Source organism: Xanthomonas sp. NCPPB 2250 (assembly GCF_056725265.1).
In genome coordinates this window covers 273,934-292,876 of sequence record NZ_CM161520.1, presented here as the reverse complement: position 1 = coordinate 292,876, position 18,943 = coordinate 273,934, and the positions used below count along the sequence as shown (strand labels likewise).

Sequence of the window (18,943 nt, the reverse complement as noted above, 5' to 3'; positions counted from 1 at the left end):
GGATGGGCGGCGCCGTCAGCCGCCGCAGCCCATCACAACGTATCGCGATGCTTGCCGCGCCACGGCCGGTACCATTCGCGGATCGCGGCGATGTCCGCCTGCATGTCCTCGCTGGTCCACACCACCTCGCCGAGGCCGACGGTGCGGCTGGGGTAGTCGAAGTACACCGGGAAAATCGGCACCTGGGCGCCGTGGGCGATCTTCCAGAACCCGGTCTTCCACTTCTCCACGCGCTTGCGCGTGCCCTCTGGGGTAATCACGTACCACATGCGTTCGGCGCCGCGGATCAGCGCCACCGCCTGTTCGACCACGCCGCGCGGCGAGTTGCGGTCCAGCGGGATGCCGCCGAGCCTGCGCAGCAGCGGTCCCAGCGGCCACCAGAACAACTGGGTCTTGCCCAGCACGCGCACCTCGAAGCCGACCGCGAACTTGACCGCGAAGCCCAGGAACCCGTCCCAGTTGGACGAATGCGGGGCCACGATCATCACCAGCTTGGGCACGTTGGGAAACTCGCCCACGACCCGCCAGCCGGTCAGCCGCAAGGCGGTGCGGCCGAGCCAGCGCATGAAGCGGCTGGGCTTGACCATCGGGATGTTCGGGGGCGCTGCGGGCAGGCGGTAATCGCGTTCGGTCAAAAGTCACTCCCAGCGGCCGGGCGAGCGGCCGCGTTTGATCTGGCTGCGCTCGCGCTTGGCGTCCAGGCGTCGCAACTTGGCGCCGTGCGAGGGTTTGGTGGCGATGCGCCGCTTCGGCACCGACAGCCCGGCGGCGATGAACTCGGCCAGGCGCTGGCGCGCATCGTCGCGGTTGCGGTCCTGGGTACGGAAGCGCTGCGCATCGATCACCAGCACCCCGTCGGCGGTGATGCGGCGGTCGCGCCGCGCCAGCAGGCGCGCACGCAGCGGCTCCGGCAACGACGGCGAGCCGGCCAGGTCGAAACGCAACTCGACCGCGGTGGCGACCTTGTTGACGTTCTGCCCGCCGGCGCCGCTGGCGCGCACGAAGCGCTCGACGATCTCGTCCTCCGGAATCGTCAGGCTGCTCGAGATGTGGATGGCCCCGTTACCCATGGCGCGGATTGTAGGGTATTCGCCGGACCGCCCGGTTTCCGCGTCGGCGCCGCCTGAACGAGCCAGGGAGCGGACGCCGGCCGGTCGCGCGTCCCCGCGCGCGGCGGCGGCGGCGCGGCGATTGCCGTATTCTGGCCGCCGGTCATCGTTCTGCAGGATGCTCCATGTCCCCGACTCCGCGCTTCTTCCAGTGGCCGCAGCGCCTGCTGCTGGCCTTGCTGCTGGCCCTGGCCGCCCTCCCCGCGCTGGCCGAACCGCCCACCGATGCCGACGTCAACCGCCTGCTGTCGGCCTCGCGCGCGCAGAACATGCTCGACACCATGCTGCCGCAGATCGAGGCGATGCAGCGCCAGCAGTTCGCCCAGCTCACCGCGCAGCACCCGCTCGACGCCGCGCAGCAGCAGAAGCTGCAGCAGATCCAGGAGCGTACCCAGACCACCGTACGCAAGGCGCTGTCCTGGCAGGAAATGCGTCCGCTCTACGTCAACCTGTACAAACAGACCTTCTCCAAGCAGGACGTGCTGGCGATGGCCGAGTTCTACGAGAGCCCGGCCGGCCAGAGCCTGCTCGACAAGACCCCGCAGCTGATGCAGAACCTGATGGGCGCGATCCAGCAGAAGATGACCCCGCTGTTCGCCGACCTGCAGAAGGACCTGGAACAGACGGTCAACGCGCCGCCGGCCAAGTGACACAGCGCTGGCCTTGCGCGTCTTAGGAGCGGCTTCGGCCGCGACCGGGCGTTACCGAGGAAGCCCGGTCGCGGCTGAAGCCGCTCCTACGAGAGCCGTCAGGCTTGCAGCATCCCAGCTGACATCGCATTCGCCTGCCAGGGCGCCGGATCCCAGCCGAACAACCCGAACGCCCGCACGAATTCCGCATCCAGCGGCGCCGTCACCGTGATCCGATGGCCGTCCGGGTGCGGGAACGCCAGGCGTTCGGCGTGCAGCAGCATGCGGTGCACGCCCTGCATGCGGAAGATGCGATTGTGCCGGCCATCGCCATGGCTGGTGTCGCCGATCAGGTGATGCGAGAGGTGCTTGAGGTGGCGGCGGATCTGCCGGAAGCGCCCGGTCACCGGACTGCAGCGCAGCAGCGCATAGCGCGAGGTGGCGAACTCGCCCGACGGTACCTGCAGTTCGCCGCAGGCCAGGCGCTCGAAGCGGGTCTGCGCCGGTTTCTTCAGCGGCTTGCCGGGGCCGCCGTCGAGGTCGTGGTCGACCTCGAAGCGGTCTTCGGCCGGCCAGCCGCGGCAGATCGCCAGGTAATCCTTGTCCACTTCGCCGCCCATCAGCGCCTTGCCCAGCACGCTGGCGGTGTCGCGGTCGAAGGCCAACAGCAGGCAGCCGCTGGTGGCACGGTCGAGCCGGTGCACCAGGAAGATCGGCCGGCCCAGCTGTGCGCGCAGACGGTCGGCGAGGAAATCGTCCTCGCCGCGGGCGAGCTTGCTGTCGTGGACCATCAGCCGGGCGGGCTTGTCGACCACGGCCAGCAGTGGGTCTTGATAGAGGATCTGCAGGGAATCGGCGTCGGTATTCACTGCCGGATTATCCGCGCCGTGCCGCGGCGCGACAATGCGCTTTGCAGGAACGAGGCGCGCATGCAGGTGGCGCGGAGCGGCAGCGTCCTCAGCACTGAGCCCATGACCTCGCTCACGACAACGGCACCCATGGCACCGATGACGACGTGGCGGCAGCTCGCGCCGACGGTTGCTTGACCCGACGACGCAGGTCGCAGGCAGGCACGCCGCCGCGCTGCGCCTACGCGTCCTTGACCGCCAGCAGTTCGCCGTTGCCGACCGGCAGCGTGGTGCAGGTGAACGCGGCATCGGCATCCAGCAGCGCGGCGAACGGCGCCATCTCCGTCCCGTGCGACAGCGCGTTGTCCACGACCAGCAGACCGCCCGGCCGCAACACGCGACGCAGCTGCGGCCACCAGTCGCAATAGAGGGTGCGCTCGGCGTCCAGGAACACCAGGTCGAACGCGGCCGACGCCGCGCCGGCCAGCCAGACGCCGGCATCCGTGAGGACCAGATCGATACAGCCTTCCACGCCGGCACTGGCGAAGTTGCGCTGCGCCAGCGCGATCTTGTGCGCGGCGTATTCCAGCGTAGTCACACTGCCGCCCAGCGCCGCCGTGGCCTCGGCCAGCCACAGGGTGGAATAGCCGTTGGACGTGCCGATCTCCAGCACGCGCCGCGCACCCGTGGCGCGCACCAGCACGGCCAGCAGCTCGCCGGTCTCCGGGGTGATATTGAGCAGGCGCTGCGCGCGCTCGGACTGGCCTGCGTCGTGGCGCGGACCTTCCGCACCGAGCGCGTCGCGCACCGCGTGCAGCCGCGCGCGATCCAGCGCCGTCACGCTCAGCGCCGCCACCACGCCGACAGCAGGGCCGCGGTGCCGGCACCGCCGCTGATCCACGCCCACAGCGACACCCCGCCCAGCTGCGGCCCGCCCGCGTCGAGCGCGTACAGCAGCGTGGCCACGGTGAGCAGGCCGACGCCGGCGATCGCCGCCACCACCCGCCGCTGCATGCGCCGCACCAGCAGGTTGAGTTCGAACAGATCGCGCGAGCGCATCGACAGTTCGTGCCGGCCCTCGACCTGCTGGCGCAGCCAGCCGTGGATCAGCCGCGGCATGTCCGGCGCGTGGGTCATGATCTCCGGCAGGCGCTTGCGCAGTTCGTGCAGCGCGCGCTGCGGGCTGTAGCGCTCGATCAGGATGCGTTCGAGCACCGGCCGCGCCACCGCCCAGATGTCCAGTTCGGGGTCGAGCTGGCGGCCGACGCCTTCGATGTTGAGCAGGGTCTTCTGCAGCAGGATCAGCTGCGGCTGCAGGGTCAGCTGGTAGCGCTGGGCCACGCGGAACAGCTTGATCAGCACCTCGGCCAGCGAGATCTGCGACAGCGGCCGGGTGAAGTAGGGCTCGCACACCGAGCGCGCCGCCGCCTCCAGCTCGTCGATGCGCACGTTGGCCGGCATCCAGCCCGCCTCCACGTGCAGCTCGGCCATGCGCCGGTAGTCCTTGTTGAAGATGGCCATGAAGTTCTCGGCCAGGTAGTACTGATCTTCCTGCGAGAGCTGGCCCATGATGCCGAAGTCCAGCGCGATGAAGCGCGGGTTGTCGCGGCGCGCCGGATCGCTGTCGACCCAGATGTTGCCGGCGTGCGCATCGGCATGGAAGAAGTTGTCGCGGAACACCTGGGTGTAGAACACCCGCACGCCCTTGGCCGCCAGCGCACGGCGGTCGATGCCGGCCGCGTCCAGCGAGGCGATGTCGTCGGACGGGATGCCACGCACCCGCTCCAGGGTCAGCGCGCGCTCGGCGGTGTGGGTCCAGATCACCTCCGGCACGTACAGGTCGTCCGAATGCAGCCAGAAGCGGCGCAGCACGCTGGCGTTGGCGCCCTCGCGCTGCAGGTCCAGCTCCGCGGCCAGGGTGGTCTCGATCTCGGCCACCACCTCGCGCGGGCGGATCTTGTCGGCGCGCGGATGGGTGCGCTCGACCAGCGCGGCGGCCGATTTCAGCAAGGCGATGTCGGCGTCGATCTGCCGCTCGATGTCCGGGCGCAGCACCTTGACCACCACTTCGCGGCCATCGTGCAGCGTCGCCGCGTGCACCTGCGCGATCGAGGCCGAGGCCAGCGGCTCGGTATCGAAGGTCGCGAACGCCACCGCGATCGGCCGCCCCAGCGCCTGCTCGACGATGCGCCGCGCGGCCTCGCCGTCGAACGGGCGCACCCGGTCCTGCAGCAGGGTCAGTTCCTCGGCCACGTCCGGCGGCATCAGGTCACGGCGGGTGGAGAGGATCTGCCCGAACTTGACGAAGATCGGCCCCAGGTCCTGCAGCGCCAGGCGCAGCCGGGCGCCGCGCGACTGCGCGGCAATGTCCGGGCTGGCGCGCGGCACGAACGGCTTGGCCAGGCGCAACCAGCGTTCGGCCGGGGTGCCGTCGAGCAGGTCGTCCAGGCGGTAGCGCAGGATCACCCGGCCGATGCGGCTGGCGCGGAACATCGCCTTCATGCGCCACGCTCCGGCTGCAGCCGCGCCACGCGCGCGGCCAGGCGTTCGATGTCGTCGCGCAGCACGTCGACGTCGTCGTAGAAGGCCTCCAGCTCGGCGCGCGCGACCACGTCGCGCGACTCCTCGGTGACATATTCGGCCGCGCTCTGCGCCAGATCCTGCGCGCTGCGCCGGGCCTGCTGCAGCGCCGAGCGCGCGGTGTTGGCCACCTGCACGCCGAGCACCTCGCCGAACACCTGCACGAACGGCCGCTGCCAGTCCGGGTCGAAGCGCGTCGCCAGCTGCTGCAGGCGCCGCGCCAGTTCGGCATCGCCGGAGACCCGCACGCGCCCGCCGGGGCCACCGGTGCGCCGCGCCTGCGCCAGGAACGGCAATTGCGCGAGCAGGCCGCCGAGGGTGCTGCGTACCGCCAGTTCCGGCTCCTGCGCCGGATCCACCGGGCCGACCCGCAGGTGCGTACCGTCGACGCGGATCTGCAGGGCCAGCGCCGGCGCCTCCAGGGTCAGCGCCACGCGCTGGCCATCGAGGTCGCGCAGGGCCTCGCCGGTTTCCGGGTCCAGCGCCAGCGCGCGATTGAGCGCCGCTTCCAGCGCGCGGCCGGCCAGGGGCTTGAGAGCATCGAGGGGGGTTCCAGACATGCCCGCATTCTAGCGGCAGACACGTCGCCAGGCCGTGCGCAGGGCGAGACAGATGTCCCGCCCATGCCACCGCCAACCGCTACTGCGCCTGCGCGCCGCCCAGGTGCTTGCTCAGGAACGCCAGCAACTGCGTGTAGTAGGCGCGCCGGTGCGCTTCGGTGTAGAAACCATGGCCCTCGGTGGGGACGTACAGCGACTCCACCGGCACCCCGGCCTTCTTCAATGCCTTTTCCATACGTTCGGTGTGTTCGATCGGCGCGCGCTCGTCCTTGCCGCCGGCGGCCAGGAACACCGGCACGCGGATGCGCGCGGCCAGGTTGACCGGCGAACGCGCCGCCAGGCTGTCGCGTTCGCCCAGCCAGTCGCCGGCCCAGGCCTTGGTCCAACGCGCGTATCTGGCCTGGTCGCGGTACATGGTCTCCAGGTCGTAGACGCCGACGTAGCCGGCCGCGCAGCGGTACAGGTCCGGCTCCTTCGCCACGCCCATCAGTGCGGCATAGGCGCCGTAGCTGGCGCCGTAGATGCAGATGCGCGCGGCGTCGGCGATGCCCTGGTCGATCGCCCAGCGCGTGGCGTCGGTGAGATCGTCCTGCATGCGCCCGCCCCACTCCCGTGCACCGGCCTGGGTATAGGCGCGGCCGTAGTTACCCGAGCCACGGTAGTTGACCCGCAACACCGCGTAGCCGGCCGCGGCCAGCACCTGCGCATCGTCGTCGAACTCCCAGCCATCGAAGAGCCCGAACGGCCCGCCATGCGGCAGCAACACCATCGGCAGCAGCTTGCCGGCCGGCGCCTGCAGCGGCAGGGTCAGATAGCCGTACAGGGCCATCCCATCCCTGGCCTTGAAGGCGACCTCGCGGGTCGCCGGCATCCGCTCCGGCACGAACCATTCGCGACGGCTGAACACCCGCTTGGCCGATTTGTCGACGGTGTCGAACAGGAAGTAATCGCCGTTGTTGCGGTCGCTCCACACATACAGCATCAGCAGGCGCCGATCGGCGGTGGCGGAGGTGATGTACACCGCATCGCCGTTGAAGGCCTGCTCCAGCGCGCGGTACAGCCGCGCCGTCGGCGCGGTGTCGTCGAAGAAGCGGTTGTGCACGCGATCGCTCATGAACGACACGCCGATCGGGGTGCGGCCATCGAGGTCGCGCAACACCTGGTAGGGATCGACCTTCGCGTCACGCAGCAGCGGTGTGGACCGGTCGCTCTGCGGATCCCATGCCACCACCGCATCGGGTCCTTCGGCCTGCTCCACCTGCAGGTAGGCGATCCTGTCGTCCGCGGAAAAGCCCAGCGGGAAACTGCGATGCCCACTGCTGGCTTCGTCGTTGATCAGCCGCCACGGACTGGCGTCATCGTTGCGGTAGAACAGCTTGTTGACCGTGCTGCCGGTCTCGGCACCCTGCGCGAAGCGCACGTGGCCGCCGTGGTCGGTGACGAAGTCCGCACGCGCCACCGGGGCGCGCGCCACCGGCGTGCGTCGGTGGTTGTAGATGTCGAGCTTGTCCACATGCACGGTGGGGTCCTTGGTCTGCTCCACTACCGACACCAGCACCGCGCGTGGGTCGTCCGGCAAGGTGTCGAGCATGAACACCGACGGATCCAGGCCGGCCTTGTAGGTGACGCCGTTGACGCTGTCGTTGAGCCCGTAAGGGCTGGCCAGCAAGCGCGGATTCTTGCCGTCGGCATCGATGGCATGCAGTTGGCCGATCGCCACCGGGCGGTCGAGCGCGCCCAGGCGCTCGGCCATCGACACCACGATGCGCTCGTCGCTGGCCCACCAGTAATCGTGCACCACCGAATCGGCCTGGCCCATGATCTTGGCCGAGACCTGCTTGTCGCTACGCCGGATCACCGCCAGCACGGTGCGGTCCTCAAGCGGCGCGGTGACGGCGTAGTAGGCGCCAGTCGGGGAGATCTTGACCCGGTCGAACTGGTCGCGCTGCAGATACGGCGCCAGGTCCACCGGCGGCACCTGCGCGCACGCGCTCCCCGCAAGCGCAAGGCCTGCCCACACGATCCACGCTCGCATTCGATCCGCCCCTGTCCCCTGAGCGGACGATGGTGACAAGCGTTCGGCGAAACGTCCAGCCCAATCCAGCGGCGCGGCGTAGCGCTACCTCCTGCCAGCAGACGCCATCATGGCGCCCTGCCCAGAAACGACTTGCCCGCGACGCAGGGCGCCGCGGGCAGGCATCGACGTTCGATTGTCGCGGCGGACTATACCTTGCCGCGGCGGAACATCGAGATCACCGCCAGGATCAGGAACACCACGAACAGGATCCAGGCGATGCTGGTCGCCGTGCCGGCGATGCCGCTGAAACCGAGCACGGCGGCGATGATGGCGATCACGAAGAAGATGATGGCGTAATGCAGCATGGCAATATCCAGAAGTTGTCGTGCCGAATCGGCGCGGCATCATCTTCGGAAACGCGCGGTCGTCAGCGGGTGACGGACGCGTCGTGGCGCCATGACGACGCCAGCCGTTGCAGGCCCTGCTCGATCGACACCTGCGGCACGTAGCCGAAGTCGCGCCGCGCCGGCTCCATGCTGTACCAGTGCGGCGTGCACAGCTGCTCGGCCAGGAACCGCGTCAGCGGCGGCTCGCCGCGCAGGCGCAGCAGCGGCCACAGGGTCTCGCAGGCGGCGCCGATGCGATAGGCGGCCTTGAACGAGAGCGTCCTGGTCACCGTCGGCGCGCCGACCGCGGCGAGCAGCTTGTTGAGCAGCTCGCGCATCGGCAGCGGCTCGCCGTTGGAAATGAAATAGGCCTTGCCGGCGCAGGGCGCGCCCACCGCCAGGTGCTCGAAGGCATCGAAGTGCGCCTGTGCGGCGTTGTCGATGTAGGTGGAATCGACCTTGTTGTCGCCGCTGCCGACCAGACGCACGCGCCCGGCCTGCGCCCGCGCGACCAGCTTGGGCAGGATCTGGTTGTCGCCCGGCCCCCAGATCAGCCGCGGGCGCAGCGCCACCACCGCCAGCTGCGCGTCGTTGGCGGCGAGCACCATGCGCTCGGCGATCGCCTTGGTCGCCGCGTACGGCGCCTGGAAATCCTCGCCGTAGGGCACCTGGTCCGCGCCCAGGCCTTCGACCGGATGCGTAGCGCGGTGGGTCACGCTCGGTGTGGAGGTGTAGACCAAGCGCGACACGCCGTGCATGCGGCAGGCCGCCAGCACATTCTCGGTACCGACCACGTTGGGCTGGTAGTAGCTGTCATAGCTGCCCCAGGCGCCGGCCTTGGCGGCGTTGTGGAACACCGCATCGGCACCGGCCAGCGCGTGCTGCAGCGCCTGCGCGTCGACCAGGTCGCCCCGCACCTGGGCCACGCCCAAGGCCTGCAGTTCCGGGTAGTGGCCGCGGTTGTAGCTGACCACCTGGTGCCCGCGCGCCACCAGCCCGCGGCACAGCGCCTGGCCCAGGAAACCACCACCGCCCGTCACCACAATTTTCATCGCGTCGCACCGATCGAACCAGGGCGCACACGATAGCCGGGGGCGCAAGCGAAGGCGATCCGCGATGACGACGCCAGTGACGGGAGCCGCGCAACCCCTTGATCCGACTGAGCTTCAGAATTCTTCAGTCTGGCATCAGGCACTTCAGCGATGCCACGGGCGTAAGTGCACCGGCCCTTCCACCGGAGTTCCGCCATGTCGCCCCTGCCGCTGCTGCTGTGCGCCACCCTCTCCCTGATCGTTCCGCTTGCTTCCGCCGCCGTACCAGCGGCCGCGACCGCACCGCCGGCGCTGGACGACGGCTGGCCGGTCGCCGATGCCGCCGCCAGCGGCTGGAAGCGGGACCGGCTGGCCGCCATGGAACACGCCATCGCCGACGGCGCGGCGCCGGAGACCACCAGCGTGCTGATCGTGCGCGACGGCGCCCTGGTCTACGAGCATTACTTCGGTGGTGCCGACCGGCAGACCTTGCACGACACCCGCTCGGCGACCAAGAGCGTGACCGCGCTGCTGGTCGGCGCGGCGATCGCCCGCGGCCACCTGCCCGGCGTGCAGGCACGCGTCTACGACTTCTTCGGCGACCGCCACTGGCAGCACGATGCGCCGCGCAAGCGCGCGATCACCGTCGAAGACCTGCTGACGATGAGTTCGCAATGGGAGTGCGACGACGACAACGCCTTCTCCAGCGGCCACGAGGAACGCATGTACGTCAGCGCCGACTGGACGCAGTTCGCGCTGGACCTGCCGCTCAAGGGCTATGCGCCATGGATGCGCCGCCCCGAGGAGAGTCCGTATGGACGCGCCTTCTCCTACTGCACCGCCGGCAGCTTCCTGCTCGGTGCGCTGCTCGAGAAGGCCACCGGGCAGCGCCTGGAGGACTTCGCCGGGCAGGTCCTGGAGCGGCCGCTCGGCATCGTCGGTGCACGCTGGCTGCAAGCCGCCGAAGGCGTGGGCATGGGCGGTGGCGGCACCCGCTACCGCAGCCGCGACCTGGCCAAGTTCGGCCAGCTCCTGCTCGACGAGGGCCGCTGGCACGGCAAGCAGGTGTTGCCGGCGGCATGGATCCGCGCAATGACCCAGGTGCATGCACAAGCCCGCGACGATGCCGACTACGGCTATCTGCTGTGGCGCTTCCGCTTCCAGGCGCACGGCGTCGAACGCGGGGTCTGGGCGATGTCGGGCAACGGCGGCAACTATGTGTTCGTGCTGCCGGAGGAACGCCTGGTGGTGGTGATCACCCGGCGTGCCTACAACCGGCCGCAGATGCACCCGCAATCGCAGGCGCTGCTCGCCGATTACGTGCTCACGGCATTGCCGTAGGCACCAGTCCGGCGCGCTGCGCCTGCGCCCGTTGCGCGGCGACATCGGCCTCGTTGCGCGCCAGCAACGCCGCGAAACCCGGCTCGGCGCGCAGCGGCGCCAGCAGCGGCGACACCCGCAGGTAGGCGCCATCGCGATAGCCCGCGGCCTGCGCCCGACGCAGCGCGTCCAGCGCCGCTGGCCGATCGTTGGCCAACTGCAGCAGCAACGCCGCATCCACCGCGTCCAGCGGGTCGCTGCCGCGCGCCACGCCGTCCAGCAATGCCTGCGCTCGCGCGCGCAGCTGCGGCGCCGGCGGCGGCGGTTGCGCCTGCAGCGTCCAGGCCACGGTCTGGGCGAAACTGCCTTGCGGCCGCAGGCGCATCGCCTGCAGGCTGGCCTGCCGCGCGTGCGCGGTGTCGCCACGCGCCAGCGCCAGCTCCGCCTGCAGCAGGAACAGCCCGGCGTAGTCGGTGCCGCGCCCCAGCGCCTGGTCCAGCACGGCCTGCGCTTCAGCCGTACGGCCATGCACGAACAGGAAACGCGGCCACGCCAGATTGGAATACGCGCTGTCGGGGTAGAGCAGGAAACTGTCGCGGTAGCGGACCTCCGCGGCGCTGGCGTAGCCCAGCAGATCGAGGTTGCTGGCGATCTGCAGTGGCAGGAAGCGCACACGCGCCGGATCGCGAACCTGCATGTTGGCCGCAAGCGCCTGCGCCAGGCGGCCCTGGCGTTCGTACAGATAGGCGGCCGAGCCACGCACGGCATCGGCACGCGGGTCCAGTTGCAACGCGCGCTCGTAGGCGGCCAGCGCCGCGGCGTTGTCGCCACGGCAATCGTACGCATAGCCAAGCGCGGCATGCGCGGCGGCCAGCCGCGGGTGCGCCACGAGCACCTGCGCCGCCAGACGCTGCGCGCGCAACGCGACCTGCTGGTCGCCGTCGTATTGGCAGACGCGCGCACTGTAGGCGCGGCTCAGGCCAATCAAGGCTGCCGCCTCGTCCGGTACCTGCTGCAGGCGCTGCTGGTACAGCGCGATCGCACGCGTGTTGTCGTCGCGCTGGCCGATGCCGGCGTAGTAGTCGGCACGCTGCAGCAGCGGGGACGCGGCTGGCGTTGGCGCGGCCACCTGCCAGTGCCATACCGCCAGCACCGAGACGATCGCCACCGCACCGGTCGCGATCGCCCAGGCGCCGCGCTTGCGCCACGTCCATCGCGGCACAGGCGTGGTGTCGGTCGGATCGGGGGCGGCATCGGGCTGTACCGGCAGGCACAGTTGATACCCCTGACCGCGCACCGAGCGCAGATACCGCGGCTGCCGGGATGCGTCGCCCAGCGCCTGGCGCAGCAGGCGCACGCGCTGGGTGACGGTCTCCTCGTTGACCAGCGCCGGCGCCCACACCTGCGCGATCAGTTCATCGAACCCCACCACGCGCTGCCCCTGCTGCAGCAGGTAATGCAGCAGGCGAAAACTCAGCCCGCCCACCTCCAGGACCGCACCGTCGCGCTCGACCCGCTGCCGCGCCGCGTCGATGCGCAGGTCGCCCAGCCGGTAGCGCTCGGCCATCGTCGCGCCTCAGCGCAGCTGTTCCGCGGCCCACAGCGCCAGCTTCTCGCGGCCGATCTTGGCGTTGTGGCGGATGTCCACCGGAAAGCCGGGGTGGCTCAGGAAGTCGACGATGCCGGCCGTGTGCGCATGCGCGACAGCGGTATCGCGCAGTCGCTGCTGCAGCGCCTGCAGTTCAGGGCCGCTCGAGAGCATGGCGCCCACTTCCAGCTCGTAGCACAGCACCGGGCGCTGCTGCCCCGGCGCGCCGATGCCGACCAGGGCGGTGCGGCCGATGCCCGGCAGCGCGTTGAAGATCGGCTCCACCTGTTCGGTGTACAGCGGTCCCTGCGCGGTCTCCACGCGCTGGGTCTTGCGCCCGCAGAACCACAGCCGGCCCTGCGCGTCGAAATAGCCGACGTCGCCCATGCGGTGCACGACGCGCTCGCTGCCGTCGTCCAGGCGTTCGCGGATCTTGGCCAGGCGCGTGGCCGCATCGCGGTTGAAATAGGTGTCGGTGGCGGTCGGGCCGGCCACGGTGATCTCGCCGACCGTGCCGGTGGGGACGTCGCGCACGCCGCTCCACTCCGGAATCGCGGCGTCGTCGATGGCGATGATGCGCACCTGGTTGGGCGGCACCACCGTGCCGACGCAGGTGCCGGCACCGCGCTCGGTCGCCGCGCGCGTGTCCTGCAGCTCGCGGCCCTCGATCACCGCCACCGGCAGGCACTCGGTGGCGCCGTAGGGCGTCCAGAACTGGCCGTCCTCCGGCAGCAGGCTGCGGATCCGCGCCACCACGTCCGGCGGCACCGGCGCGCCGGCCGAGGTGGCGCAGCGCACGTTGGTCAACGGCTTGCCGTAGTCGGCCAGCACCCGCATCAGGGCCGGCGAGCCGAACAGCTGGGTCACGCCGAAGCGCTGCATCGCATCGTGCAGCTTGCGCGGATCGACCTTGGCCGGACGCGTCGGGTCCATGTCCGGGATCACCGAGGTCAGCCCCAGCGCCGGGTCGAAGAGCGCAAACGGCGGGAAAGTCGGCAGGTCGATCCCGCCGGGCTGCATGTCGAAGGCATTGCGCATCAGCTCGATCTGGCCGACGAAATGCCGGTGCCGGTAGACCACGCCCTTGGGCACGCCGGTGGAGCCGCTGGTGAACAGGATCGCGGCGACGTCGTCCGCGGCCGTGTCGGCCAGCTGGCTGCCGGCGCCCTGGCCCGCGCGCTCGATCCGCGCCAGCGTGGTGCCGCCCCAGGCCCAGCGCCGGCCGACGGTGACGATCCGCTTTGCCGAGCGCGCCCAGCCGAGCAGACGCCGCGCCAGTTGCGCCAGCGGAATGCCGATGAAGGCTTCCGGCTGCGCCTCGTCCAGGCATTGCTTGAGCGCGCGCCGGTCGATGCCCGGATCGACCAGCACCGGCACCGCGCCGGCCTTGAACAACGCGAACATCAGCAGGAAGAACTCCGGCGACGGCCGCACCATCACCACCGTGCGGGTGCCGCGGCCGATGCCGTAGGCGCCCAGGCCGGCGGCGATGGCATCGCTGCGCGCATCCAGCTGCGCATAGCTCAGGGTCACGTCGTAGGCCGCCATGCCGCCGGGGCCGGGCCGGCCGGGGCAGCGCATGGCGATCTGGTCCGGGCGCTCGCGCGCCAGCCGTGGCAGCGTCGCCGCGATATTGCAGGTCGTGGTCATGCGCCGATTATCGCCGATGCGCCCGGCCGCAGCCGACATCCCGGCCGCGGCAGCCGCGGCTGAATGCCGGAGTGCTTGCAGCGCGCCCCGGTTCGGTCAGAATGCCGCGCCCCCCACGCTGTTCGCCGCGCAAGGCCCGGCCGCCATGTCCCATCCCTGCCTCACCTGCGGCGCCTGCTGCGCCTACTTCCGCGTCAGTTTCCACTGGAGCGAAGCCGATCCCGCGCTGGGCGGCAGGGTCCCGTTCGAGTTGACCGAACCGCTGCGCACCCATGAGCAGGTGATGCGCGGCACCTCGCAGGCGCAGCCGCGCTGCATCGCCCTGGACGCGGACATCGGCCGCTACAGTCGCTGCAGCATCCACGAGCGGCGGCCGTCGGTGTGCGCCGCGGTGCCGGCCTCGCTGGAGTTCGGCGAACGCAGCGCGCAGTGCGACAAGTCGCGGCTGGCGCACGGCCTGCCGCTGCTGACCCTGGCCGACTGGGACGGCGTGGTCGAACGCAATCTGCCGGACGCCTGAGCGGCGGCACCACCAGCGCGGCAGGAGGCCTGCCGTAGGAGCGGCTTTAGCCGCGATCCGCATTACCGGCAACGCCCGGTCGCGGCTGAAGCTGCTCCTACACAAACTCCTGCAAACGCCCATCCTGGCGGCATCCGAAGCACGGCGGACGCGCGCCGCATCGGCTCAGCGGTGCTTCCACGCCGTCGGCACCGGATTGGTCACGGTGTTCTTTTCCAGGGTGTAGTTACCGTTCTGCTGGGCGATGGCTTCGCCGGTATCGACGATCGCGTTCTGGATGAAGACGTTCCTGTCTTCGCCACGGATGAAGGTCAGCTGGTGGAAGGCGGTCTTGTTGCCCCAGTCCTCGGACGGCAGCGAGATGAAGCGGATCGTGTAGGTCTGGTCGTCGAAGCTGCCCTGCAGCACGTACACGCCGTAGTGGTTCTCGCCCTGCGAAATGATCTTGTACATGCCGTTGCTGTAGTAGTAGATCTCCGCATCGGGGAACGGCTTCTTGTCGTACAGCTTGCGGTAGTGCAGCACCTGCTTCCAGGTGGGCTGGCCGAAGCCGACCGTCAGCGTCTTGCCGTCCGCGGACGTGGTCAGGTCTTCCGCGTGCGCATCAGGCACGCTCATCGCCGTCAACAGCATCGCCATCGCCATCGCTTTCACTCTCTGTCTCCTGTCCGATTGCGTGCAGCGTCCGCTTCCGCGCGACGCGCACATCGGTGGCGACTGTACCTAGCCAACAATGTTGCATCACGGCAATCGGTAGCAGTTTGCGCGCGCCCGTGTAGACGATCCACGACGCAACGCCGGCGGCGGCGGCATCACGGCGCACCCGGCTGCAATGCCCTTCCTGCATGCGCCGCGCACAGATACGGCGCGCCGCATGAAAGCGCCGGCATCTGTCCGGCGTGCGTGCTCAGGACAGCGGATGCGCGTCCAGAAACCGGCGGATCGCCGGCACCAGCACCTCGTGCTTGTCTTCCAGCACGTAGTGGTTTGCATCCTCGAAGGCCATCACCTCGGCCTGCGGCAGCGCGCGGCGGAAGCCTTCCAGGAAATGATGGTCGAAGCAGATGTCGCGCAGGCCCCAGCCGATGAAGGCGGGGCGGTCGGCGAACGACGGCAATGCCTGCTCGGCCCGCGCCAGCAGCGACCAGGCCTTGTCGGCCGGCGACAGCGGAATGTCCTGCATGAAACGGATCGTGGAAATGCGGTTGGCCCAGCTGTCGTACGGCGCCACGTAGGCGCGACGCACAGCGGCGGGCATGCGTCGCGACACACCCAGCCACGACGCGCCCGAAGAGAACGCATTGAACGTGCGGATGAACCACTCGCCCGGGCGCCAGTGCCGGCCCATCGCGATCTGCCACGGCATCGGCTTGGCCGCCGGCAGCGGGAACGCCGCGGTATTGGTGATGACCAGGCGCCGCACCTGCGCATGGTGCGACAGCGCCCAGCCGAAACCGATCATGCCGCCCCAGTCGTGCACCGCCAGCGTCACCGGCCCGTCGATGCGCAGATGCCGCAGCAGCGCGTCCAGGTCGTCCACGCGCGACTGCAGGGTGTAGTCGTAGCCCGGTCGCGCGCCCGGCGCATCGTCCGGCTTGTCCGACAGGCCCATGCCGATATGGTCGGGCACGATGCAGCGGTAGCGGTCCGACAGCCCGCTCACCAGCGTGCGCCACAGATAGCTCCACGACGGATTGCCGTGCAGCATCACCACCACCTCGCCGTCGCGTGGACCCTCGTCGAGATAGGACATGTGCAGCCCCGGGCGGACCTGGAAGCGCTGCGGGGTGAAGGGGTAGCCGGGGTAGTTCATGCGGGGGACCGATGCGAGATGGAGGAGGAAGACGGCGCCGCCGCGGCGCATGATGCATTGCCGTCGGCGTGCGGCGTTGGGGAACTCATAACGGCTGCGCACCCTCGCTGAGGATGTCCAGATAAGCCTGATAGGCGAACACGCGGTGCCGCTGCTGCCCGGTGAGTTCGTTGACGATGTCCAGATCCTGCAGAGTGCGGATGGCGGCACGGATCGTCGGTGCGCTGAGCGGCAAATGCGGCTGGACCTGCGGCACGCCCAGCAGGACACGACGGGCGAACTGCTCGTACACCAGGCCCACGTTGCCAGCGCGCGTTCCCAATCCGGCGATACGCGCGCGGTCGGCCGCCAGCAGTGCCAGCAGGCGCTGCGCGGTGGACACCGCCTGTTGCGCGGTGTCTGCAACGCCCTCGAGAAAGAAATCCAGCCAGCCTTCCCAGTCGCCCTCGGTGCGTACCGCGTTGAGGCGCTCGTAGTAACGCGCGCGATGGCGCTTGAAGAACAGGCTCAGGTACAGGCTGGGCGCGCGCAGCACACCTTCGTTGCACAGGATCAACGCGATCAGCAGCCGCCCCAGCCTGCCGTTGCCATCGCTGAAGGGATGGATGGTTTCGAACTGCACATGCGCCAGGGCTGCCTTGACCATCGGCGAGACGTCGCGGCCCGGCGCGTGCAGGAAGCGCTCGAAGGCGGCCAGCACCGCATCCAGGGCTTCCGGCGGCGGCGGCACGAAATGCGCCAACGCCGGCGAGGCACCGCCGATCCAGACCTGGCCCGAACGGAATTCGCCCGGACGTTTGCCGGCGCCACGTCCACCTTGCAACAGCAGCGCGTGCATTTCGCGGATCAGGCGCAGCGACGGCGGGAAGTCATCCTCGCGCAAGCGCCGCAGCCCGTGGTTCAGCGCAGCGACGTAGTTGGAGACTTCTTCGACGTCGTCCAGAGGGACACCCGGTGCCTCGTCCAGTTCGAACAGCAGCAGATCGGACAGCGACGATTGCGTGCCCTCTATCTGCGAGGACAGGACCGCTTCCTTGCGCACGTAGTGGTAGAGGAACAGCTCCGGGTCCGGCAGCATCAGGGTGATGCCATCGAGGCGACCAAGCGCCTGGTCGGCCTGTTCCTTGCGCGCGATCAGCAGCGGCGCCGCCAACTGCAGCGGCGGCTCGGGCGGCAGCGGATCAGGAACGAACGCCTGATAACGGCTGCCCGCCAGCGACCCGGGAACATAGTGTCCGGTACAGCGTCGAGACGACATCAGGCAATCCTTGCCGTGGCCGGAGACGGCTCTTAGGAAAGAAATTTAGCAAATTTCTTTCTAAACACCCAAATACGGCGCGCAAGGAAAATTTGCGCGCTTGTCCTGTGCCTCTCGCTTACCAGACCACCTCGGCCATCGAGCAGTTCAGGCCCGAGCCGATGCCCATCAGCGCGATCCGGTCGCCCTTCTTCAGGCGGCCCAGCTCGCGCAGCTTGCTGAGCACGATCGGCACGCTGGCCGGGCCGATGTTGCCGTATTCGCCGAAGATGGTCATGACCTTCTTCTGGTCGATGCCGAAGCTCTTCATGAAGGCCTTGGTGTGCGGAAGGCTGACCTGGTGGATGACGAACTGGTCCAGTTCGTCCACCGCCCACCCCAGCGCCTGCCGCGCGGCGGCGAAAGTCTTCTGGCCCAGCTTGAGGCCTTCGATCAGCAGCATGCGGGTGTCGGTGACCATGCGGTCCATGTTGCCCCGGCACAGGGTGTTCCACTGCGTAGCCGAGCGAGTCACGCCGCCGCGGTAGCGCGGCGCATCCGGCGCCAGGTCGGTACGCGCCATCACCATCGCCACGGCACCGCACCCCAGGGTCAGGGTCGCCATTTCGTCGCGGAAGGCGTCGGCGGTCAGGTCCTGCGAGGCCATCCGCTCCAGGGTCTTCTCGTACACCAGGTTGGCGGTCTCGCCATCGACCACCATCGCATAGTCGATATCGCCACGCTCGATCATGCGCGCCGCGATGTCCATGCCGTTGATGAAGGCCAGGCAGGCGTTGGCGACGTCGAAGGTCATGCACTGCTCGCTCACGCCCAGATTGCCGGCGACGATGCTGGCGGTGGACGGCTCCAGGTAATCGCGACTCACCGACGTATTGACCAGCAGCCCGACCTGCCCGGCCTCGATGCCCGCATCGCTCATCGCCTTGCGCGCCGCCAGCGTCGCCACGTCGGACGCCTGCAGATCCTGGTCCCACATGCGCCGCGCGTGGACGCCGGCGATGTCGCCGAGCACGTCGGCCCGGATCCGCAGCCGGTCCAGGGTCGGCTGCAGGCGCGCGTTGATCTGCTTGGAGGTCAGCGTGTGCGGCGCGTCGATATGCGCCAGTCCCGCGATCGAGACGTTGGTGAAGAGCATCGAGGTGTACGCCAGGGTCAGGCGAGGGGGCGCCAATTCTAGCGGTTACACCGTTTTACCGCATCTTTAACAAATCCCCGCAAAGCGTATGGTCTGAGCGGTTCAGCGGCCGCCGCACTGGTAGGCGGTGAAGCGCTGGTCGCCGTCGACCGGGTCGCCCATCGCCTGCACGGTGTTGGCGCCCACGCCGGGCGCCTCGTTGCGGGCCAGGGTCTCCAGCTCCTCGCGCACCCGCAGCGGGTTGCGCTGGTAGAAGCCGACGCTGCTCTTCACCGACACCACCACCTCGCCGCGCTTCTCGCAGCCGCTGGCGGCCTGACCGGGCGGCAGGACCCGCACCCCTTTGCCTTCCGGCGCCATCGGCACCCAGGTGCAGCCGGCGAGCGTGGCGAGCAGGACGAAGGCGATCGGTAGACGCATGGACGGGCCCGTTGGCAGGTGAATCCGGATTGTGCCGCAAAACGCTGAATCGGCCATGACACCGTCGGCCTGCCGGCGC

Annotated in this window: 19 protein-coding genes; 3 read left to right on the top strand and 16 right to left on the bottom strand. The window is 69.5% G+C overall.

What is annotated here, in order from left to right:
- Positions 1–32: 32 nt before the first annotated feature.
- Complete coding sequence (locus tag AC1PMG_RS01275) at positions 33–587, bottom strand: lysophospholipid acyltransferase family protein (protein ID WP_481111588.1); 555 nt, start codon at positions 585–587, stop codon at positions 33–35.
- 51 nt (positions 588–638) lie between these two features.
- The gene (gene arfB, locus AC1PMG_RS01270; RefSeq protein WP_017907723.1) at positions 639–1,070 is read right to left on the bottom strand and encodes an alternative ribosome rescue aminoacyl-tRNA hydrolase ArfB; all 432 of its coding nucleotides are present in this window, start codon (positions 1,068–1,070) and stop codon (positions 639–641) included.
- Positions 1,071–1,234: 164 nt separating this feature from the next.
- Here arfB and AC1PMG_RS01265 point away from each other — a divergent pair, with 164 nt between their 5' ends.
- Positions 1,235–1,759 carry a DUF2059 domain-containing protein gene (locus tag AC1PMG_RS01265; protein WP_481110362.1) on the top strand — a complete coding sequence of 175 codons (525 nt, stop codon included), beginning with the start codon at positions 1,235–1,237 and terminating at the stop codon, positions 1,757–1,759.
- Between the two features lie 98 nt (positions 1,760–1,857).
- On the opposite strand, the gene AC1PMG_RS01260 is transcribed toward AC1PMG_RS01265, so the two are convergent.
- The 7 genes from AC1PMG_RS01260 to oleD all read right to left on the bottom strand — a co-directional run bounded on the left by AC1PMG_RS01260 (position 1,858) and on the right by oleD (position 9,181).
- Complete coding sequence (locus AC1PMG_RS01260) at positions 1,858–2,763, bottom strand: pseudouridine synthase (protein WP_481111587.1); 906 nt, start codon at positions 2,761–2,763, stop codon at positions 1,858–1,860.
- Between the two features lie 64 nt (positions 2,764–2,827).
- Positions 2,828–3,445 (bottom strand): O-methyltransferase, encoded by a 618-nt coding sequence (locus tag AC1PMG_RS01255; RefSeq protein ID WP_481110361.1) that lies wholly within the window; start codon positions 3,443–3,445, stop codon positions 2,828–2,830.
- A complete protein-coding gene (gene ubiB, locus AC1PMG_RS01250; protein WP_017911447.1) occupies positions 3,430–5,088 on the bottom strand; it encodes a ubiquinone biosynthesis regulatory protein kinase UbiB in 1,659 nt (552 codons plus the stop codon). The genes AC1PMG_RS01255 and ubiB overlap by 16 nt, the downstream gene beginning before the upstream one ends.
- Entirely contained in the window at positions 5,085–5,726 is a 642-nt protein-coding gene (locus AC1PMG_RS01245) for a ubiquinone biosynthesis accessory factor UbiJ (protein ID WP_481110360.1), read from the bottom strand. Before AC1PMG_RS01245 ends, ubiB begins: the two co-directional genes overlap by 4 nt.
- Before the next feature lie 79 nt (positions 5,727–5,805).
- The gene (locus AC1PMG_RS01240; RefSeq protein WP_481110359.1) at positions 5,806–7,761 is read right to left on the bottom strand and encodes an alpha/beta hydrolase family protein; all 1,956 of its coding nucleotides are present in this window, start codon (positions 7,759–7,761) and stop codon (positions 5,806–5,808) included.
- Between the two features lie 188 nt (positions 7,762–7,949).
- The gene (locus tag AC1PMG_RS01235) at positions 7,950–8,108 is read right to left on the bottom strand and encodes a DUF1328 domain-containing protein (RefSeq protein ID WP_150408909.1); all 159 of its coding nucleotides are present in this window, start codon (positions 8,106–8,108) and stop codon (positions 7,950–7,952) included.
- Between the two features lie 62 nt (positions 8,109–8,170).
- A complete protein-coding gene (oleD, locus tag AC1PMG_RS01230) occupies positions 8,171–9,181 on the bottom strand; it encodes a 2-alkyl-3-oxoalkanoate reductase (protein WP_481110358.1) in 1,011 nt (336 codons plus the stop codon).
- A 195-nt stretch (positions 9,182–9,376) separates the two neighbouring features.
- Here oleD and AC1PMG_RS01225 point away from each other — a divergent pair, with 195 nt between their 5' ends.
- Positions 9,377–10,501 carry a serine hydrolase domain-containing protein gene (locus tag AC1PMG_RS01225; protein ID WP_481110357.1) on the top strand — a complete coding sequence of 375 codons (1,125 nt, stop codon included), beginning with the start codon at positions 9,377–9,379 and terminating at the stop codon, positions 10,499–10,501.
- Here the strand turns inward: AC1PMG_RS01225 and AC1PMG_RS01220 are convergent.
- Together AC1PMG_RS01220 and oleC are read right to left on the bottom strand one after the other, a co-directional pair.
- Positions 10,485–12,047: a winged helix-turn-helix domain-containing protein gene (locus tag AC1PMG_RS01220; protein WP_481110356.1), complete on the bottom strand. Its 1,563-nt coding sequence runs from the start codon at positions 12,045–12,047 to the stop codon at positions 10,485–10,487. The genes AC1PMG_RS01225 and AC1PMG_RS01220 overlap by 17 nt on opposite strands.
- 9 nt (positions 12,048–12,056) lie before the next feature.
- Positions 12,057–13,718 carry an olefin beta-lactone synthetase gene (gene oleC / locus AC1PMG_RS01215; RefSeq protein ID WP_481110355.1) on the bottom strand — a complete coding sequence of 554 codons (1,662 nt, stop codon included), beginning with the start codon at positions 13,716–13,718 and terminating at the stop codon, positions 12,057–12,059.
- A 145-nt stretch (positions 13,719–13,863) separates the two neighbouring features.
- On the opposite strand from oleC, the gene AC1PMG_RS01210 reads away from it, so the two are divergent.
- The gene (locus tag AC1PMG_RS01210; protein WP_481110354.1) at positions 13,864–14,238 is read left to right on the top strand and encodes a YkgJ family cysteine cluster protein; all 375 of its coding nucleotides are present in this window, start codon (positions 13,864–13,866) and stop codon (positions 14,236–14,238) included.
- Positions 14,239–14,403: 165 nt separating this feature from the next.
- Here AC1PMG_RS01210 and AC1PMG_RS01205 read toward each other — a convergent pair whose 3' ends face one another.
- From AC1PMG_RS01205 to AC1PMG_RS01185, 5 genes are all read right to left on the bottom strand, one after another.
- Positions 14,404–14,883, bottom strand: coding sequence for a hypothetical protein (locus AC1PMG_RS01205; protein ID WP_481111586.1), 480 nt, complete (start codon positions 14,881–14,883; stop codon positions 14,404–14,406).
- A gap of 262 nt (positions 14,884–15,145) precedes the next feature.
- The gene (locus AC1PMG_RS01200; RefSeq protein WP_295933643.1) at positions 15,146–16,051 is read right to left on the bottom strand and encodes an alpha/beta fold hydrolase; all 906 of its coding nucleotides are present in this window, start codon (positions 16,049–16,051) and stop codon (positions 15,146–15,148) included.
- Between the two features lie 85 nt (positions 16,052–16,136).
- Positions 16,137–17,309, bottom strand: a complete 1,173-nt coding sequence (locus AC1PMG_RS01195) for a Fic family protein (RefSeq protein ID WP_481110353.1) — start codon at positions 17,307–17,309, stop codon at positions 16,137–16,139.
- A gap of 118 nt (positions 17,310–17,427) precedes the next feature.
- The gene (locus AC1PMG_RS01190) at positions 17,428–18,444 is read right to left on the bottom strand and encodes a 3-oxoacyl-ACP synthase III (RefSeq protein WP_267085382.1); all 1,017 of its coding nucleotides are present in this window, start codon (positions 18,442–18,444) and stop codon (positions 17,428–17,430) included.
- A 102-nt stretch (positions 18,445–18,546) separates the two neighbouring features.
- The gene (locus tag AC1PMG_RS01185) at positions 18,547–18,864 is read right to left on the bottom strand and encodes a DUF4156 domain-containing protein (protein WP_017907737.1); all 318 of its coding nucleotides are present in this window, start codon (positions 18,862–18,864) and stop codon (positions 18,547–18,549) included.
- Positions 18,865–18,943: the final 79 nt, after the last annotated feature.

Excerpts from the sequence above, each read along its gene's own strand:
- AC1PMG_RS01275 (WP_481111588.1), bottom strand. The coding sequence starts at position 587 with ATGGTCAAGCCCAGCCGCTTCATGCGCTGGCTCGGCCGCACCGCCTTG.
- arfB (WP_017907723.1), bottom strand. The coding sequence starts at position 1,070 with ATGGGTAACGGGGCCATCCACATCTCGAGCAGCCTGACGATTCCGGAG.
- AC1PMG_RS01265 (WP_481110362.1), top strand. The coding sequence starts at position 1,235 with ATGTCCCCGACTCCGCGCTTCTTCCAGTGGCCGCAGCGCCTGCTGCTG.
- ubiB (WP_017911447.1), bottom strand. The coding sequence starts at position 5,088 with ATGAAGGCGATGTTCCGCGCCAGCCGCATCGGCCGGGTGATCCTGCGC.
- AC1PMG_RS01245 (WP_481110360.1), bottom strand. The coding sequence starts at position 5,726 with ATGTCTGGAACCCCCCTCGATGCTCTCAAGCCCCTGGCCGGCCGCGCG.
- AC1PMG_RS01240 (WP_481110359.1), bottom strand. The coding sequence starts at position 7,761 with ATGCGAGCGTGGATCGTGTGGGCAGGCCTTGCGCTTGCGGGGAGCGCG.
- AC1PMG_RS01235 (WP_150408909.1), bottom strand. The coding sequence starts at position 8,108 with ATGCTGCATTACGCCATCATCTTCTTCGTGATCGCCATCATCGCCGCC.
- oleD (WP_481110358.1), bottom strand. The coding sequence starts at position 9,181 with ATGAAAATTGTGGTGACGGGCGGTGGTGGTTTCCTGGGCCAGGCGCTG.
- AC1PMG_RS01225 (WP_481110357.1), top strand. The coding sequence starts at position 9,377 with ATGTCGCCCCTGCCGCTGCTGCTGTGCGCCACCCTCTCCCTGATCGTT.
- AC1PMG_RS01220 (WP_481110356.1), bottom strand. The coding sequence starts at position 12,047 with ATGGCCGAGCGCTACCGGCTGGGCGACCTGCGCATCGACGCGGCGCGG.
- oleC (WP_481110355.1), bottom strand. The coding sequence starts at position 13,718 with ATGACCACGACCTGCAATATCGCGGCGACGCTGCCACGGCTGGCGCGC.
- AC1PMG_RS01210 (WP_481110354.1), top strand. The coding sequence starts at position 13,864 with ATGTCCCATCCCTGCCTCACCTGCGGCGCCTGCTGCGCCTACTTCCGC.
- AC1PMG_RS01205 (WP_481111586.1), bottom strand. The coding sequence starts at position 14,883 with ATGGCGATGGCGATGCTGTTGACGGCGATGAGCGTGCCTGATGCGCAC.
- AC1PMG_RS01200 (WP_295933643.1), bottom strand. The coding sequence starts at position 16,051 with ATGAACTACCCCGGCTACCCCTTCACCCCGCAGCGCTTCCAGGTCCGC.
- AC1PMG_RS01195 (WP_481110353.1), bottom strand. The coding sequence starts at position 17,309 with ATGTCGTCTCGACGCTGTACCGGACACTATGTTCCCGGGTCGCTGGCG.
- AC1PMG_RS01190 (WP_267085382.1), bottom strand. The coding sequence starts at position 18,444 with ATGCTCTTCACCAACGTCTCGATCGCGGGACTGGCGCATATCGACGCG.
- AC1PMG_RS01185 (WP_017907737.1), bottom strand. The coding sequence starts at position 18,864 with ATGCGTCTACCGATCGCCTTCGTCCTGCTCGCCACGCTCGCCGGCTGC.